Source organism: Flavobacterium sp. Arc2 (assembly GCF_041431385.1).
Lineage (GTDB): Bacteria > Bacteroidota > Bacteroidia > Flavobacteriales > Flavobacteriaceae > Flavobacterium.
Map to the genome: position 1 here is coordinate 68700 of NZ_JASMRH010000004.1, position 18050 is coordinate 86749.

15 protein-coding genes are annotated in these 18050 nt (G+C 33.6%); 12 read left to right on the forward strand and 3 right to left on the reverse strand.

Annotated elements, in window-relative coordinates:
* Positions 1–6 precede the first annotated feature (6 nt).
* Together QO182_RS03590 and lpdA are read left to right on the forward strand one after the other, a co-directional pair.
* Positions 7–1761: an ABC transporter ATP-binding protein gene (locus QO182_RS03590; RefSeq protein WP_371541651.1), complete on the forward strand. Its 1755-nt coding sequence runs from the start codon at positions 7–9 to the stop codon at positions 1759–1761.
* A 561-nt stretch (positions 1762–2322) separates the two neighbouring features.
* Complete coding sequence (gene lpdA / locus QO182_RS03595; RefSeq protein WP_371559944.1) at positions 2323–3711, forward strand: dihydrolipoyl dehydrogenase; 1389 nt, start codon at positions 2323–2325, stop codon at positions 3709–3711.
* A gap of 264 nt (positions 3712–3975) precedes the next feature.
* On the opposite strand, the gene QO182_RS03600 is transcribed toward lpdA, so the two are convergent.
* Positions 3976–4818: an alpha/beta hydrolase family protein gene (locus tag QO182_RS03600; protein ID WP_371559945.1), complete on the reverse strand. Its 843-nt coding sequence runs from the start codon at positions 4816–4818 to the stop codon at positions 3976–3978.
* Between the two features lie 276 nt (positions 4819–5094).
* On the opposite strand from QO182_RS03600, the gene QO182_RS03605 reads away from it, so the two are divergent.
* The 10 genes from QO182_RS03605 to QO182_RS03650 all read left to right on the forward strand — a co-directional run bounded on the left by QO182_RS03605 (position 5095) and on the right by QO182_RS03650 (position 15352).
* Positions 5095–5412, forward strand: coding sequence for a DUF6660 family protein (locus tag QO182_RS03605; protein WP_371541659.1), 318 nt, complete (start codon positions 5095–5097; stop codon positions 5410–5412).
* A 52-nt stretch (positions 5413–5464) separates the two neighbouring features.
* Positions 5465–7651 carry a TonB-dependent receptor plug domain-containing protein gene (locus QO182_RS03610; RefSeq protein ID WP_371559946.1) on the forward strand — a complete coding sequence of 729 codons (2187 nt, stop codon included), beginning with the start codon at positions 5465–5467 and terminating at the stop codon, positions 7649–7651.
* A gap of 280 nt (positions 7652–7931) precedes the next feature.
* Positions 7932–8783: a formyl transferase gene (locus tag QO182_RS03615; protein WP_371559947.1), complete on the forward strand. Its 852-nt coding sequence runs from the start codon at positions 7932–7934 to the stop codon at positions 8781–8783.
* Positions 8784–9061: 278 nt separating this feature from the next.
* Positions 9062–9658, forward strand: coding sequence for a heme-binding protein (locus tag QO182_RS03620; protein ID WP_371541665.1), 597 nt, complete (start codon positions 9062–9064; stop codon positions 9656–9658).
* 286 nt (positions 9659–9944) lie between these two features.
* Positions 9945–10469 carry a hypothetical protein gene (locus QO182_RS03625; protein ID WP_371541668.1) on the forward strand — a complete coding sequence of 175 codons (525 nt, stop codon included), beginning with the start codon at positions 9945–9947 and terminating at the stop codon, positions 10467–10469.
* A 1091-nt stretch (positions 10470–11560) separates the two neighbouring features.
* Entirely contained in the window at positions 11561–12145 is a 585-nt protein-coding gene (locus tag QO182_RS03630; protein ID WP_371559948.1) for a fasciclin domain-containing protein, read from the forward strand.
* Between the two features lie 404 nt (positions 12146–12549).
* Positions 12550–12681, forward strand: coding sequence for a hypothetical protein (locus QO182_RS03635; protein WP_262488538.1), 132 nt, complete (start codon positions 12550–12552; stop codon positions 12679–12681).
* A 660-nt stretch (positions 12682–13341) separates the two neighbouring features.
* On the forward strand, positions 13342–13893 hold the full coding sequence (locus tag QO182_RS03640) for a GNAT family N-acetyltransferase (RefSeq protein WP_371559949.1): 552 nt from the start codon (positions 13342–13344) through the stop codon (positions 13891–13893).
* 184 nt (positions 13894–14077) lie between these two features.
* Positions 14078–14701: a murein L,D-transpeptidase catalytic domain-containing protein gene (locus QO182_RS03645; protein ID WP_371559950.1), complete on the forward strand. Its 624-nt coding sequence runs from the start codon at positions 14078–14080 to the stop codon at positions 14699–14701.
* Positions 14702–15037: 336 nt separating this feature from the next.
* A complete protein-coding gene (locus tag QO182_RS03650) occupies positions 15038–15352 on the forward strand; it encodes an HPF/RaiA family ribosome-associated protein (protein WP_371541680.1) in 315 nt (104 codons plus the stop codon).
* 258 nt (positions 15353–15610) lie between these two features.
* Here the strand turns inward: QO182_RS03650 and QO182_RS03655 are convergent, their stop codons facing one another.
* Both QO182_RS03655 and QO182_RS03660 read right to left on the reverse strand, forming a co-directional pair.
* A complete protein-coding gene (locus tag QO182_RS03655; protein ID WP_371559951.1) occupies positions 15611–17143 on the reverse strand; it encodes a SulP family inorganic anion transporter in 1533 nt (510 codons plus the stop codon).
* A 403-nt stretch (positions 17144–17546) separates the two neighbouring features.
* Positions 17547–17909, reverse strand: coding sequence for a response regulator transcription factor (locus QO182_RS03660; protein WP_371541685.1), 363 nt, complete (start codon positions 17907–17909; stop codon positions 17547–17549).
* Positions 17910–18050 lie beyond the last annotated feature (141 nt).

Genomic DNA, 18050 nt, shown 5'->3' on the forward strand with positions numbered 1-18050 from the left:
AAAAAAATGAAAGCAAAAGCATTCGACACCCGATTATTCAAAAGAATATTACAATATACCAAACCGTATCAATGGCGTTTTAACGGCGTAATTGTGTTTGCCATTTCCTTATCAGTATTTGCTGCCTTACGCCCGTATTTACTGAAACAAACCGTAGATGGATACATTCAAACCGAGGATGCCAAAGGTCTATTATACTACATTACCTTGATGGGTATTGTGTTATTATGCGAAGTTTTCTCCCAATTTTACTTTGTTTTTTGGGCAAACTGGCTAGGTCAGGATATCGTTAAAGACATTCGAATTAAATTATTCAAACACATATTAAGTTTCAGAATGAAATACTTTGATTTGGTACCAGTAGGTCAACTGGTAACTCGATCTGTATCTGATATTGAATCAATTGCACGAATTTTTAGTCAGGGATTATTTATGATTATCAGTGACTTAATGAAAATGGTAGTCGTTCTGATTTTTATGTTCTACATGAACTGGAAACTAACTTGGATTGTGATTGTTGCGATGCCTGTTTTAGTATTTATCACTAGAATATTTCAACGCAAGATGCAAGTGGCTTTTGAGGATGTGCGAAACCAAATTTCAAACATGAATTCCTTCGTACAGGAACGTGTGACGGGAATGAAGATTGTACAACTGTTCAACAGGGAAGAAATTGAAGCCGACAAATTTAAAGAAATCAATGACAAACACAAAAAAGCGTGGATAAAAACAATCCTTTATAACTCCATTTTCTTTCCAATTGCCGATATTATTTCGTCGTTAACCCTTGGTTTTATTATATTTTACGGTGGAATCAAGATTCTAAACGGTGATAATTTCACCACTTTTGGAGATTTATTTTCGTACACGATGTTTATTGGGATGTTATTTAACCCTTTGCGCCAGATTGCTGATAAATTCAATGAGATGCAACTGGGAATGATTGCTGCCAATCGTGTTTTTGCCATTATCGATACCGAGGATCAAATTCAGGATACAGGAACTGTTGAAGCACCAGTTTTCCTTGGAAACATTTATTTCAAAGACGTTCATTTCAGCTACATCCCTGATGAAGAGGTAATAAAGGGAATTGATTTAAATGTCAAAGCGGGAGAAACAGTTGCTATTGTAGGCTCTACAGGTGCTGGAAAATCGACTATTATCAATTTGTTAAATCGTTTTTATGAAATCAACAGCGGTACCATTTGCATCGATAATGAAAATATTGAAAACTACACTTTAGGTTCACTGCGTAAGCAAATTGCGGTAGTACTGCAAGATGTATTCCTATTTGCTGACACTATTTTCAACAACATAACGTTGAACAATCCTGAAATTACAAGAGAAGATGTTTTGGCTGCGGCCAAAGAAATCGGTGTGCATGACTTTATCATGAGTTTGCCTGACAATTATAACTTTGATGTAAAAGAACGCGGTGTTATGTTGTCTTCTGGACAACGTCAATTGATTGCTTTCTTAAGAGCTTATGTGAGTAACCCAAGTATTCTTATTCTGGATGAAGCGACTTCTTCGATTGATACCTATTCTGAAGAATTGATTCAACGTGCTACCGAAACCATTACAACTGGAAGAACTTCGATTGTGATTGCCCACAGACTGGCAACGATTATCAATGCTGATAAAATTGTGGTCATGGACAAAGGATTGATTGTAGAACAAGGAACGCATCACGAATTAATCAATAAAGAAAACGGTTACTATAAGAACCTATATGATTCTCAATTCTCTGTTGCTAATTAATTTTATTAACCGCGAAGAACACAAAGATGTCGCAAAGGCTCCATTTTTGTCTTCTCTAAATATTGAGAATAAACTATGCTTCACCCCTTCCGTCGAACTTTTATAATTTCAAACAGAAAGAGACTTTATCTCTTTATTGATTAAGCATCTTTTGCGTTTAAATAAGGTTGCTATTTAATGACATGAAGAATGAGATGACTTTAAAACGATATAAGCCATCTATGTTTCTCTGTGTTTTTACAAAGAAAATCTAACCACATATATCGTGGATGAAACCAATCTTTTTAACACATAGGCCGTTATTATTATTCCTATATTGATTAGGAAGGAAAATTTCTAAAACTTATATGACTTCTAGGTTTTTATGTTTTCTAACGTCATTAAAGCTAAATTCATCATTTTTACGCAGCTTCACCCCCTCTTTTACCCCACTACCCTTCCTTCAAACCCACTACTAAACCTCTCTTTTTCAATCTTTAAAACTTTGTTACTCCTAATGTTTCCAAAAACAGAATAAATCCTTAAATTCGCCAAATCAATTAATTTAGAAAAACTTGTAAAATGAAATACGATATCATTGTTTTAGGAAGTGGGCCAGGCGGATATGTTACTGCCATTAGAGCATCGCAATTAGGCTTTAAAGTAGCCGTAATTGAAAAAGAAAGCTTAGGTGGTGTTTGTTTGAACTGGGGTTGTATCCCAACCAAAGCATTACTAAAATCAGCTCAGGTTTTTGATTATCTAAAACATGCTTCTGATTATGGATTGACAGTTTCATCATTTGACAAAGATTTCCCTGCCGTAGTACAACGCAGTAGAACTGTTGCTTCAGACATGAGCAAAGGAGTTCAATTCTTGATGAAAAAAAATAAAATCGACGTAATTAATGGTTTTGGAAAACTAAAACCAGGTAAAAAAGTTGATGTTACTGATAAAGACAATAAAGTTACAGAATATAGCGCAGATCATATTATCATTGCTACCGGAGCTCGCTCTCGTGAGTTGCCAAGCTTGCCACAAGATGGCGTAAAAGTGATAGGTTACCGTCAAGCAATGACTTTAACTACCCAACCAAAATCGATGATTATAGTTGGTTCTGGAGCAATTGGAGTAGAATTTGCACATTTTTACAATTCAATGGGTACTGATGTAACTATTGTTGAATTCATGCCTAATATTGTTCCTGTTGAAGATGAAGACATCTCAAAACAAATGGAACGTTCAATGAAAAAAGCTGGAGTAAAAATCATGACCAACTCTTCTGTTGAGAAAATTGATACTACAGGAGAAGGTGTAAAAGCATTTGTAAAAACTGCCAAAGGAGAAGTAGTCCTTGAAGCAGACATTTTACTTTCAGCTGTTGGAATTAAAACCAACATTGAAAACATCGGACTGGAAGAAGTAGGAATTGCTACTGACAGAGATAAAATTCTTGTAAACGCATACAATGCAACTAACATTCCTGGATACTACGCCATTGGTGATGTTACACCTGGACAAGCATTAGCTCACGTAGCTTCTGCTGAAGGAATCAACTGTGTGGAAAAAATTGCAGGAATGCATGTAGAGCCTATCGATTACGGAAACGTACCGGGTTGTACTTATGCTACTCCTGAAATTGCTTCTGTAGGTTTAACTGAAAAACAAGCTAAAGAAAAAGGATACGAATTGAAAATTGGTAAATTCCCTTTCTCAGCATCAGGAAAAGCAAAAGCTTCTGGAACACCAGACGGATTTGTGAAAGTGATTTTTGATGCTAAATATGGCGAATGGTTAGGATGTCACATGATAGGTGCTGGGGTTACTGATATGATTGCTGAGGCAGTTGTAGCACGTAAACTTGAAACTACAGGACATGAAATCCTAAAATCAATTCACCCTCACCCTACAATGAGTGAAGCAGTGATGGAAGCAGTTGCTGACGCATATGGAGAAGTGATCCATTTGTAGGTTAAAATTTAAAGTTATGGAGTAAAAAAACACTCCTCTTAAATATAGAAATCCGATTGGTGTACGCCAATCGGATTTTTTTATGTCTGGTTCTATTGGGCATATCACCAACACTCCGTTGCAGCTAGGTCTGGCTATGCGTTATAATCTCTTTTACTATGGTGAAGTTACTCTATGCGGGAATGCATTTTTTTAATTATCAGTAAGTAAAATCTAAATTCGTTAAATTGCGCTATACTAGCTATATCATTTATCCATATGCAACTACAAGAAAAAAGCCTTAGTAACACTAACCAATTCTTTAGTCTGTTCGGGTAAATCTGATCCTAAACAAGGATGTGAGCCTCCAAAAACATGATTTGCCTCTGCAATAACATGACTTTTTGCTTTACTAAAATGTTTCTTTAGCAAATTGAATTCTTCCATTTTAACCGCTTGGTCATCTGTTCCTTGAATAATGAGATACGGGATCTGGAGGCTTTGACCTGCATTTATCAAACTGTACTTTTCTTTATTGGTTTCCAAATCCATTAAAACCGAAGGGTCCAAAGGCATCATTTGATTGGTTCTCGCATTTTTAATATATTGGACACCATCAGCTCTCCACTTGTCTATAAATTTTGAGTTCCAAGAACGGTGAAAATCAAACGGACTCGCCCATGTACATACTTTCTGGATTTTAGTATCATATTGTGTGCAATACAATAATGCGGAAACGCCTCCTTTACTATGACCGATAATAAAAATTTTATCCGTGTTAATTACGGGTAAAATCGCTGGTAATTCGGTGACTATAAATTGCTCCACACTCTTGATATCTTCCATTTCCTTTCCTAAAGTATTAGTAGCAAATTTATCAAGATCCGTAAATTCGACTGAATCTTCTAGTCCCATTCCGTTATGCGAAAAATTAAACTTTAAGAAAGCAAAGCCATTTTCTACGAAATAGTCGGCGACCATCTGCCAACAACCCCAGTCTTTAAAGCCTTTAAATCCATGACAAAAAATGATTACCCCTTTTTGTTGCAGAGATTCAGAATAACTAAAATCCACTGCAAATTTTTGCTGTAATGCTCCTTCTAGAATAAATTTTCTATTTAATATCATGATTTTTATTTTTAGACTTCAATAAAGTAGTCTAACAAAGATAAGAAGTTGATGGTGATTTTTTTTTATTAACCAATGGTTTTTAATGACCTAAAAAGACAACGTTGTATTAACGCAATTACCTTTCGTTTCAGCTTTTCGTAAAGCAAAAAAATTAGTAGTTCCATAGCTCATAACCTCACCAATCGCCAAAAAAGTGGTTCCTACCACCGCTAAAAAAACAAACAAAACAATTCAATAGTATAACCATTGTATTTAGTAACTTTGCGATTAATTATGAAAGGAATAACAATCATATTATCGCTGATAATACTTTTTTTGTCAATAAAACCTTGTTCTGACCTCAATAATGCGGAAGACCAACACCAGGACGAAATAAGTGTTAACCACAATCATCAAAACGACAGCGATGATTCATGCCCTGTTACTTGCATTTGCAGCTGTTGTGGGATGTCAATTACTTCTGAACCTATTATATCTTTTAATTTTGAAGTAAGTACAGAAATTTCAACAACAGTATTTTCTTCTTATCAATCAATCTACCGATTTGATTTAGATTCTAATATTTGGCAACCGCCACAATTGACTAGCTAATTAACTGACTATAAAGTCAAAAAATAATTTAGTTAATCAATTTATATCTTCAATGAAGAAATACATCTTGAGCGTAATGCTTATAATTACAGCGTGCTTTTCATTAAAAGCGCAAACGTCGGACGTGCAAATAAATGTAATTACAGCAACCGAAAACGAACCCTTATTAGGAGCAACAGTTTATTTTGAAGAATTAGAAAAAGGAGCAATAACCGATAGTGACGGAATAGCCAATTTTACCGAAATTCCAAATGGCCAACACATAATTACAATTTCTTATTTAGGCTATGAAACCCTAAAAACAAGTATTCTTACACCTAGCGTAACACCTTTACTTTTTAAATTAACAACTGACCACGATCAAGAACTGGACGAGGTTGTGGTACAATCTTCGAGAAGTACAAGAACCGTTAGAAAAATTCCAACAAGAATCGAATTTATTGGTGGAGAAGAATTGGGTGAAAAAGCGGCTATGAATCCAACCAATATTTCGATGGTACTTCGAGAAAGTACAGGAATACAAATGCAGCAAACTTCCTTAAGCAGCGGAAGTACAAATATTAAGATTCAAGGTCTTGATGGGCGATACACACAACTTTTAAGAGACGGATTTCCACTATACGGAGGATTTTCAAGTGGTTTGAGTATTTTGCAAATCCCACCCTTGGACTTGCAACAGTTTGAGATTATTAAAGGAAGCTCTTCTACGCTTTATGGCGGTGGTGCTATTGCAGGTTTGGTAAACATGGTATCAAAAACACCTGGTCACGAAGCTGATTTAGACATTATGCTAACGCAAACACAGGCGTTAGGAAGTACCGCCAATATATTTTATAGTAAAAGGAATGAGAGGTATGGTGTTTCTTTATACGGTTCAGGCCATTATCAAAAAGCATACGATACAGAAGACGATGACTTTAGTAATTTACCTCAAACGAAATCCATTTCATTTAATCCTAAATTCTATTACTACCCATCTGAAAAAACTACTTTTTGGTTTGGATTAAACGGAACTTACGATGATAGAATCGGTGGAGATATGACAGCAATTAAAAGCGGGAAAAATGGGATTCACCAATATACCGAAGAAAACATTTCAAAAAGACTGAGCAGTCAAGCAGTTTATCAAACTCAATTGGATTCAGTAAGTTCTTTTCATATTAAAAACAGCATTTCTTTTTTTGACCGTAATCTTACCGTTCCTGATTTTAATTTTGATGGCAAGCAAACCAACACCTTCACCGAAGTTAGCTATCAAAGAGAATCTCAAAGTACAGAATGGATTTTTGGAGCAAATTTATACTCCTCAAATTTTGATGAAAATGATAATGCTCCACTACAGCGCGATCAAAACGACCTTAGCTATGGAATGTTTATCAACAACATTCATGACCTTTCAGACAATTGGATTTTAGAAACGGGCTTAAGAGGTGATTACAATACTGATTTTGGATTTTTTCCACTTCCAAGGTTATCTTTACTATACAAAAATAACAGTGGATTTTCGAGCAGAATTGGTGGTGGTTTAGGCTATAAAATTCCTGATATTTTTACTGAAGAAGCCGAATATATTAATTTCAAAGATGTACTTGCTATCGATAAATCAATACTAAAACCAGAGCGTTCCTACGGTGCTAATTTTGATGTAAACTATAAAGCAAACTTATTTGGTGAAGTAGGTTTTTCCATTAATCAACTATTTTACGTCACAGCAATTAATAACGCATTGCTATTGAACAGTACAACCGATGGCTTTTTTAGCTATGAAAATGCAAAAGATAAAATTCTAAGCAAAGGAGCTGAAACTAACATCAAGTTCAGCTACAAAGATTTTATATGGTTTCTAAATTATGCGCTAATTGATACCAAATTAAATTATTTAGAAGGAAATCCACAAAAACCTTTAACTGCAAAACACAACGGAGGAAGTGTATTTATGTACGAATCAGAAAAATGGCGCATCGGCTTCGAAACCTTTTATACAGGAAAGCAGTTGTTATCAAACGGAACAGAGACAACAGATTTTGCTACATTGGGTTTATTACTCATGCGAAATTTCAAGTTTACCAGTGTTTTCGTTAATTTTGAAAACTTTACCGACAGAAGGCAAAGTAGATTTTCGCCAATTATATTACCTACACACGAAAATCCTGTATTTCCCAAGCTATACGCACCAACTGATGGGTTCATATTTAGTTTAGGAATTATTATAAAACCTTTTGGAAATGAAGAGCATTAGAACTAAATCGAGTTAGCAAGCTTAGAAGATAGCACGAAAGTATTTGTGTGCTAACAATCTCATCCCATAATTACAACAATCCGATTTGTGAAAGCAAGTCGGATTGTTGTATACTTTGCTTTTTATACATAAACTTTTCCCGTAAATCTTTTCAGGATAAGGTCGGGCTTCCTGATAACGATTTGTACTTTTTTATGTTTATATTAGCTTAATAGGTAACTCTGGGTTTGCAGAGCGCTACGCAAGTGAGATGTAATAGAAAAACAATCCTTAGAAATAAATGAAAATAGTATTATTCCTTAACAAGGATCTTCAAGCAAATATTGCTTATAACCTACTTAAATCAGAACTTTTAAAACATAATGTTCGAATTTATTATTCTGATACTGTTGGGAATTCAAATAACAAACCTTCCGATTTAATAAAACTAGAGTATTATGAAAAAGGATTTCTATTCGGCAAATTATCTAAATTCATAAATAAAAATAAAATTGACCACTCTTTCGAGTTCTTTGATTCTAATTTCAAATCTTTTCCATTTGAGAAGAGCTCTAATGTCAATTCTGTAGAATTCATAAATGAAGTGAAAGGTTTTAATCCTGATTTATTTATTTCAATTCGTTTTGGTAAAATTTTCAAGGATGAAATAATTAAAGTTCCAAAAAACGGTTTAATAAACCTACATTCTGCTATTTTACCTGACTATAGAGGAATTATGGGAACTTTACATGCTATTAAGGAGAAAAAAAGCAAAATTGGGTGTACTCTTCATACTATTCCGAATAGCGGAATTGATACAGGAGAAATAATAGAAATCGCTACGCTTGATATTAATCCTGAAAAATCACTGTTTTGGAATATTATTCAACTCTACCCTTTGGGAACTGAACTTATTCTTAAAAATTTAAAAATAATTGAACATAATAAATTTCTTAAAACTCAAAAACAAAATCTTCAAGAAGGGAGTTATTTTTCAGTACCATCAAAAAGTGATTTTGAACAAATCGAGAGTTTAGGAATAGAAATAATTTCAATAGAAGACTACACCCATGTTTTGACAAATTATATTTTGAAAGACTTATCTGAAATCGATAGAGTACAACTCATAAATTTTATAAAAAGTAGCTGGTAAAAGTTTCCCGAAACGCTGTTACTTATTTATAAAGACATTAGATAAACTTAAAAATAATTTTATTTAAACGAGCTCACCAAATTGTTAGATTCCCTTTAGATGGCAATAATTGAAAACTTAACGTTATAGTAAGTTGTATAAAACATTTGATTTGTTCTTCCAAAAAAATCTTATCTTTAACCAAAGTAAATCATACTAAGCGCACCTGAAACGTAATTATCTATAAAGCCTTAATGTTGCTATTAAAGTAAAATTAGCTATCCACCTAAATCAAAACAATGAAAATAATATATATCTCACTTGGAGTACTACTCATAGCCTTTATTGTCATACAAATTTATGTTACGAGGGAGCAAAAAAATATTGAAACCTATCCTTATGTTGTCGATAAAAAATATGACACATTTGAAATTCGTAGCTACGAGGCCAGTTTGTTTACCTCTGTCAAACTCTCCACAAAGGAATACAAAGAGGCATCCAGTAAAGGTTTCTCCATTTTAGCAGGGTATATTTTTGGCGGTAATGAAAGAAACGAAAAAATATCCATGACCTCACCTGTAGCGATGTCTCTCGAAGATTCTATGACGATGATGTTTTTAGTTCCAAAGAAATTCAAAAAAGAAACACTTCCTCAGCCTAGCCAATCGCAGATACAATTCATAGAAGAACCCGCAAAAACTGTTGCTGCAATACACTTTGGCGGTTGGGCTAATGATAAGAAAATAGAAAAGTATAAAGAAAAACTAAAGGCAGCTTTAGACGCCGAGGGAATAAAATACACTAACCGATTTTACTTTTTAGGATACAATCCTCCTTTTGAAGTTTTTAATCGTAAAAATGAAGTTATTGTCGAACTAAAGACAATCTCAAATTAGTAGTGCAAAAATCTGATTTTTGAAGGCAAGTCCGATTTTTGAAGTAATGATGTTCTGGGCGTATCCCCGCTTCCACTGCGTTTCAGCGCGGTCTGACTGTTTGCTATATCTTTTATTTCATTACATTCCATAAAAGGCTTCCATCCCTAACGCGAGGCCAGAACATACTAGATGACTTGTACTTTTTTATTTATATATTATCTTTTGGATTTAGTCTGCTTACTATGAGACTTATACTCCAGTTGCTTAAAATTTTGTCGGAAAACCAAAATTACAACGAAATCATATGCATATAAATACGTTTTGGAAAATTGTTATCAAGTCAATTGGATTATGGCTTTTGATAAATTGTGTTTGGATAATTCCTCAATTTACGTCAACTTTAAATTTTGTAGACGGTGAAATTGATTGGAATAGTTTGATTTTGGTCTGGTTTATGTCTCTTATAACTTTACTAATTTATGTTTTGGTTGTGAGGCTATTTTTATTTAAAACGGAATGGATTATTAAAATCTTAAAACTAGATCAAAAATTCTTAGACGAAAGAATTGAATTAGAACTTCCTGCGCAAACAGTTTTAGCAATAACCGTAACTATAATTGGAGCAATATGGTTTTTAAAATCATTTCCAAGTCTTGCTACTTCAATATTTGACTTTTTAAAACAAAAGGAACTGATTAGAAATTACCGTGAAACGGGCTATCTGATTTATTATTTCTTTTCAACAGTAATCGGATTTTTGATAATGACAAATGGAAAATCAGTAAGTAATCATATTTGGAAAGACATTTCAAAAAATAAAAAAAGCTAGTAACAAAGTACTAGACGACAGTTCCTGTAAAAGGCTTTAGTGGAATTATCGTCTCGCAACGATATCTATGTTAACCTAAAAGCGATGGGTTTCCACACCCTTGTGAATCGTGTACCTTTTCAACGTTAGCAGTAATTTAAAAAGAGGGTTGAAGCATGTGGAGAAAATTATAATTTGAAATTTTTATTTGTCTCTTCAATTATGTTATTTGCATGCTTTTGGTTTATTTTAGGACCTATAAAACGCGTGCTTTGAATAGAAATAAATACCCAAGAAATAAGAATACTAACATTCTATTTTCTGAAACAAAAATTAGCATAAGCACTTTTGATACTTTTAAAACTTTAATTGAAACATCTAGGGCGGTAAGATACGGAGCAGTGTATTTGATGAAAAATAAAAAAAGTCTGGTTCTTATATCCGAATTCCACCTAGCGAATTATAGAGAATTGAAAAGCTCTATTGAAACAAAAATAAGCAATTTAGGATATGTTCTTTTCTGTTTTTTTCCTGATTGGAAAACATATTAGTAAAAACAACCACCCACAGCTAAGGTGCAGTTGTACTCCAAAAGTTAGTACCCGAGCGATAGTGAATAAACGAAGTAATAATCTTTTATTGAACCCTCCACGGCGGTTAGAGGTCGCCAATAATACTTCCTTGTGTTATAGTAATCAGAATTTAAAGTATACAAGAGGCTCGAATACCTCTTCTTTTTTAGGGAAGACCTTAATAGCATGGTTTCCTTCTTTTCTTGGTATGCCCGTCTTAACCATTGCGTCAGCTTCTACACAGAAACCCAACTTAAACATTAAAAATTGCCATCTTTAGAATAAGATATGACTTTCCAGGATTAAGAATCGTTGAGAAAATGGATTAGTAAATAAATAAACTACTAATAATGAGACAAGTTGTGCCTAGGTTTTTGAAAGCCATTTTACCTCTAAAATGGGCTAATTTAAGAACAAGCGCTAGTACCTATTAAGTATCAATATTATATTTTGTTTAATTATTAATTATAAATGTTAAACAAAACATATAAATGTTTATCTTTGAATATCTTAATTTAATTTAAACTTAAAATATTAGCTATGAAATTAGTAAAAACAATTGGTGCATTTGTATTAGTAGGGTTAATAACTGCTTCTTGTGGTCAAAAAAAAGAAGCTGAATCGACCGAATTGATTGATTCAACAGCAGTAGCAGTGGAGACAACGGCAGTTGTTGAGACTCCAAACATCGTAGGTGTAGCAGCTGCAAATGCAGATTTCTCAACGCTTGTAACAGCAGTAACAGCTGCAGGATTAGTTGAAACTTTAAGCGGAGATGGGCCTTTCACCGTTTTTGCCCCAAATAACGCTGCATTTGCAAAGCTTCCAGCCGGAACTGTAGATAACTTATTGAAACCAGAAAATTTGGAAAAACTGAAAGCAGTATTGACTTATCACGTTGTGGCAGGAAAATTTGACGCTGCAACAGTAATTGATGCAATAAACAAAAATAACGGAAAATATAGTGTTACAACTGTTCAGGGAGGTACAATCGTTTTAAGCTTGAAAGACGGAAAAGTGATGTTGACTGACGCAAATGGTGGAACAGCGACAGTTATACTTGCCGATGTAGCTGCTTCAAATGGAGTTATTCATGCAATCGATACCGTGGTAATGCCTAAATAAAATTTTAACTTCTTCATTTAAAAACCGTTGCAGCAGTGTAACGGTTTATTCTACCACTAAGGTTGTATGTAAGTTGTTCGATCATACAACTCATTTGGCTAAATAAACTGGTATTATCATCTCATATTAAAGCAATCGCTTTAAAACGTGGAGTCCAGAACCCACTAAAAAAAACGGGGCGTCATCCCACAAGCCATACATGTAGGACTAAAATAATTAATAAAATATGTTTTATAAATTTAACTTGACTGATAAGTTGCTATTTATTGCGGCCTTTGCTTCATTAGTGTACTCTGAAATTTTATTTTTTAATGGCCACGAAAATCATGCGATTTTCATCGGACTTTGGGTACCCTCGATACTTTGTTTTGGCATTTACTTACATCTAATAAAAAGAAATAAAAATGACTGATTTTATACCCTATTTCGCAGGAATAATCACCTTATTGTTTGGTGTTGCATTTGCTTATGCTTTAACAAGTACTAGTGAAAAAGACGCAGAACTGGAAAAAAAGATTAAGGATAGTAAACTATAAACCAGTATATTAGAGGGCTTTACTTAACAATGAGTGAAGCACCTCTTTTATACCATCTTACAAAATTTGACATCGCAGTATCCTATCAACTAATTACACAAAATGTAGCTTTACGCTAATATGCGGGACGCTGTAAAACCAAACTATGAAAACGAAATCAATTCGTCCTTTCATTGGTGCTAAAGACTTTGAATTATCACGCCGCTTTTATCGTGAACTACGCTTTGAAGAAACCATTTTAGGCAATACGATGTCACTATTCAAAAGGAGGAATTAGCCTTTTATTTACAAGATGCTTACGTTCAGGATTGGATAGACAATTCTATGATTTTTTGAGGAAGTGGATAATGTCGATGATTTTTGGACCTCTCTTTTAGCGCTAGATATTACTACTTAATATACAGATGTAAAACTTGTTCCCATTCAGGAATACGATTGGGGAAAAGAATGTTTCTTACATGATCCCTCTGGTATCCTATGGCACATTGGAGAATTTTTTACTTATTAAAACTAAACAACGCACTTGAGTTGTACTTTCACTTTATTATTTCAGTAAAATTGGAACAAAAAAGATAATTTTTCCTATCATTCCCTACTTTTACGGTAAATGATCTTTTTGCTTAAGAATACAGTTATTCGATATCCTAAATCATAAAGAAAATGCACAACAAAAACAGGATAGCAGTATCCAATACAGTTACACTTACACCAATTTCAATTAATGACCGAGAAAAATTATTCTCGCTAATGACTAGAATATACCTACCCGAATACAGCCATTTGTGGTTTGATGCCGGTAACTGGTATATGAATAAGATATATTCCTCCGTTAATCTGGAAAGAGATCTTGCCACCCCTAATTCTTCCTATTATTTTGTTGATTATCAGTCTGAAACCATTGGTATATTAAAATTAGTCGAAAATGTTCCTTTGGTTGGATTTAAAGATCAAAAATCAGCTAAACTGGATCGAATTTATCTTGACCCCACTTTCCATAGTAAAGGCATCGGAAAAACCCTTATCCATTGGACAGAAAATAGAGTGGCCTCTAGTGGTTATACGATTCTATGGTTGGAAGCGATAGATACTCAGGAAAAAGCCCTGGCATTTTATGAAAAAATGGATTATAAAATTTGTGGTACATTCAAATTAGAATACGAATTAATACATCCCACTTTGAGAGGAATGTCCCGGATGTATAAAACTATTTAAGCCATAACAAAACAAATTCAGGAGGTAGCCTTCATCTTACATCTGTTAAAATACTGACCTGCAGACTACGACATCTATATTTTTTCCATAACTTTGTAAAGCAGTTAAGTCTGCTCCAAATCAAATACCTACATCAGTTACAAGGTAGCGGTACAAATAAAAACAATCTTAATTCCCCTACAGAATGAGAAAAATACTCTTTATTTTACTATCAATAGGTCTCTTCTTTTATAGCACTAACAGTTTTGCAAAAAAAGTTGATATCAATTCCTTTGGCTATTCTGAATTGAATAGTGCAACTGAAGAAAAACTTTTACAACACGTAAAAAGGATTAGGGACTTAGTCAGTCATAGTTCTAACTACAATCAAGAAATCGCCTTCTTCATAGATATGGAAGTGAATTCTGGAAAAAATAGGTTTTTTGTTTATGATTTAAAAAATGATATGCTACTAGATCAAGGATTGGTGGCACATGGTTTTGGTTCCCGAATAAAAAGCGATGGCATACAAAAATTTAGCAATGAAAGTGGCTCCCTTTGTACTTCTTTAGGTAGCTACAGTATCGGAAACAGTTATAATGGACAATTTGGTAAAGCATACAAGTTACATGGCTTAGACGCGACTAATAATAAATCATTCGCCAGAAATATTGTCTTACATAAAAGTAGCGATGTCCCTTATGAAGAACAGGGAAATCAAATAGGATACAGTTTTGGCTGTCCGATGGTAAATGAACAATATTATCAAAGAATTGAAAAACTAATTGATAATTCAAGAAGTCATATCATTTTAGATATTTACTATTAAACTACGCTATCGCAGCTTTTCTTAGCCTTCTATACACTTTTCTATATACCTAATTTATATACACTCCTATTGAGGACTAGTATTACCCTGATGTGTGAATCATGTAATTTATTTTTGGTTATATGTAATACTTTCCATCCAAGAATACTTAAATTTACATAATAACAAATTCAATGTGAAGAAGGCATTGCATCAAAAAATGCGGTAGCAAATTTTCTGTATTAGAGTGACAAGATATTATTCTAAATTGTAAATAAATAAATGAAGGAAAATAATATCTTCTTACTTTGAATACCTTCTTTCAACCAAAAAATTAATAACAAAAAAAGTACATTTATGACTATTCAATTAAATTCAGACAACAACTTAACATTACACGAAGCATTCAGAGTACAATTAAATACCCTACTAACTGAAGAATTAAGTAGATTTGGTGCACACATCACAAGGATCGAAGCTCATTTTTCAGATGAAAACGGACACAAAGAAGGTCAAAACGATAAACTGTGTAAACTTGAAGCACGTCTAGAAGGAATGAAACCAATCGTTGTCTCAAATCATGCAAACAATCATGAATTAGCCGTAAAAGGTGCAATTAGTAAGTTAAAAACGTCACTTGACAGCACACTTGGTCGTTTGAATAATCATTAATTGATCATTGTGGATCTTACTAGTTTTAAATACTACAAAGAACTACATCTTAATATTGAGGTACTTAAGCAGTTCCTTAATCTATAAAAAAGCGAGCTCATTTATTAAAGTAAATGAGCTCGCTTTTTTTTCTATTATCTCAACCTAAAAAAGTTTTACATATAAAAGTTAATAGTGCATATCTAAAGAGTTATTCGATTTTTTTAAAATCCATAACCATGTTAAATCATTTGACACAAATCCTAAATTACTTCGGATTTAGTTAGCAGCCACTTTATAAGTAGGATCCTCGATGATATTAATGTCAATTACATCGTCTGCAGCATGTAGCAACTGACGGCAGTCAGCACTTAAATGTCTCAGATGAATCTTTTTACCCACTTTTGCATAGCGTTCTGTTAATTTATGAACGGCGTCAATTGCGCTCATATCGGTAATTTTGCTTTCTTTAAAATCAACAATTACTTCATCAGGATCATCAAGCACATCAAATTTTTCGGCAAAAGCAGTAGTGGAACCAAAAAATAATGGTCCGTATATTTCATAATGCTTAACACCTTTCTCATCGATATATTTTCTAGCACGAATGCGTTTTGCACTTTCCCAAGCAAAAACTAAAGCTGAAATGATAACCCCGATTAAAACGGCCAAGGCTAAATTATGCAACATAATAGTAATTATTGCCACTAAGACTCCAACAAATATATCATGTTTTGGCATTTTATTTATTATTCTAAAACTAATCCATTCAAATGTACCTATCGCCACCATAATCATAACCCCAACCAAAGCTGCGATTGGCAATAGTTCAATTACTGGCGCTCCAAACAAAATAATAACAAGAATTGCTAGTGCAGCAACTATACCTGATAAACGAGCTCTGGAACCAGCAGAAAGGTTTACTAAAGTTTGGGCTATCATTGGGCAACCTCCCATTCCGAAGAAAAAACCATTTAAAACATTAGCACTTCCTTGAGCAATACATTCGCGATTTCCTTTCCCTTTTGTCCCAGTTATTTCATCCACTAGGTTTAAGGTCAGTAATCCTTCTGTTAATCCTACTGAGGCCATAATTAAGGCATATGGAAAAATTATTTTTAACGCTTCTAAGCTTAAAGCAATCTCAGGAATATGAAATGGTGGAAATCCACCGCTTATGGAAGCAATGTCAGCAACTGTTTTTGTTTCAATTCCCAATCCTAAAACCAATCCAAAAACCACAATAATCGCTACTAGCGAAGCTGGAACAGCTTTAGTTATTTTAGGAAGAAATATAACAATGGCAATGGTTAACGCCACCAAGCCCAGCATAATATACATAGGACTTCCTGACAACCAAACACTTTCACCATTTACAACCGTTTTAAATTGCTCCAGCTGCGACATAAAAATAATGATCGCTAAACCGTTAACAAAACCAAACATTACGGGTTGTGGTACTAGGCGTATAAACTTGCCTAGCTTAAACAAGCCTATCAAAATCTGTATTACCCCAGCCAAAGCTACCGCTGCAAAAACATACTCTAAGCCATTTGACTTCATTAAAGCAATTAAAACAATCACTGTTGCCCCAGCTCCACCCGATACCATTCCTGGTCTACCTCCAAATATAGCGGTCACTAAACCCATTATAAATGCCGCATACAACCCAACTAAAGGTGGAAATCCTGCTAATATTGCAAATGATAATGACTCTGGAATCATGGTCATTGCAACTGTTAAACCGGCTAAAACTTCGGTTCTGTAATTTACTTTTTGTGTAAAGTCGAATAAGTTAAAATACTGTTTCATTTTATTTTATAAAAGAATTGTGAGATTATGGTCTGGAAAGGAATTAGCAAAAACACACCAACTTCTAAAACCGATAAAAAAATGACAGTTAAGTCAATTAACGAAATCGCATAATCAATGCGTGCCTTTTAACAAAAATTATTTTTGCCGTTTAGTTTGCAAATGTACTTGTTTTTTTTTCGTGTTCAAAAAGGAATGTCGAAATGTAAAACAGAATAAATATTAAAACAGCACTTAGTACAAAAATAGCAATACAAACAAATAGATTACAGACACTTACAACACATCCGACTATTCCATTTTTTTTCATTTCTATTGAGCATAAAAAAAATCGTTACTTATCGTAACGATTTTTTAGTCTATATGAAAGGATTAGTGTTGAGCTACTCGCTACGACTATTCTCTATACTTTTAACATAAGTCTCCTTATCCTGACTATTAACTCGTTTGGACTAAACGGCTTAGTTATAAAATCATCTGCACCTAATTCAAAAGCTTCCAAGACCGTTTTCTCAAGACCTACACCAGACAATACTATTATAGGAATGTTTAGTTTCAATTCGGCTTTTACTTTTCTGACCATTTCAAGTCCATTAATTAATGGCATCATAATGTCAGTAATTATTACATCTGGATTTTCCGTTTTAATTTTTGTAATTGCTTCTTCACCATTGGCACAAGCAATTACAGTAAATCCTTCTTTTTTTAGCTTAAACTCCATTGTTTTAAGCATCATTACATCATCTTCGGCTATTAGAATTTTCATTTGTCTTAATTTAATTATTATTTGGGGGAAATAATTACATAAAAACTGATTTATATACAGCTATCTCTAGAGTACACTTTTTAAAATTAGCATTTGTAGGTTATTAATTTTAATGGCTTCGAAATAAACGATCTCGATAAT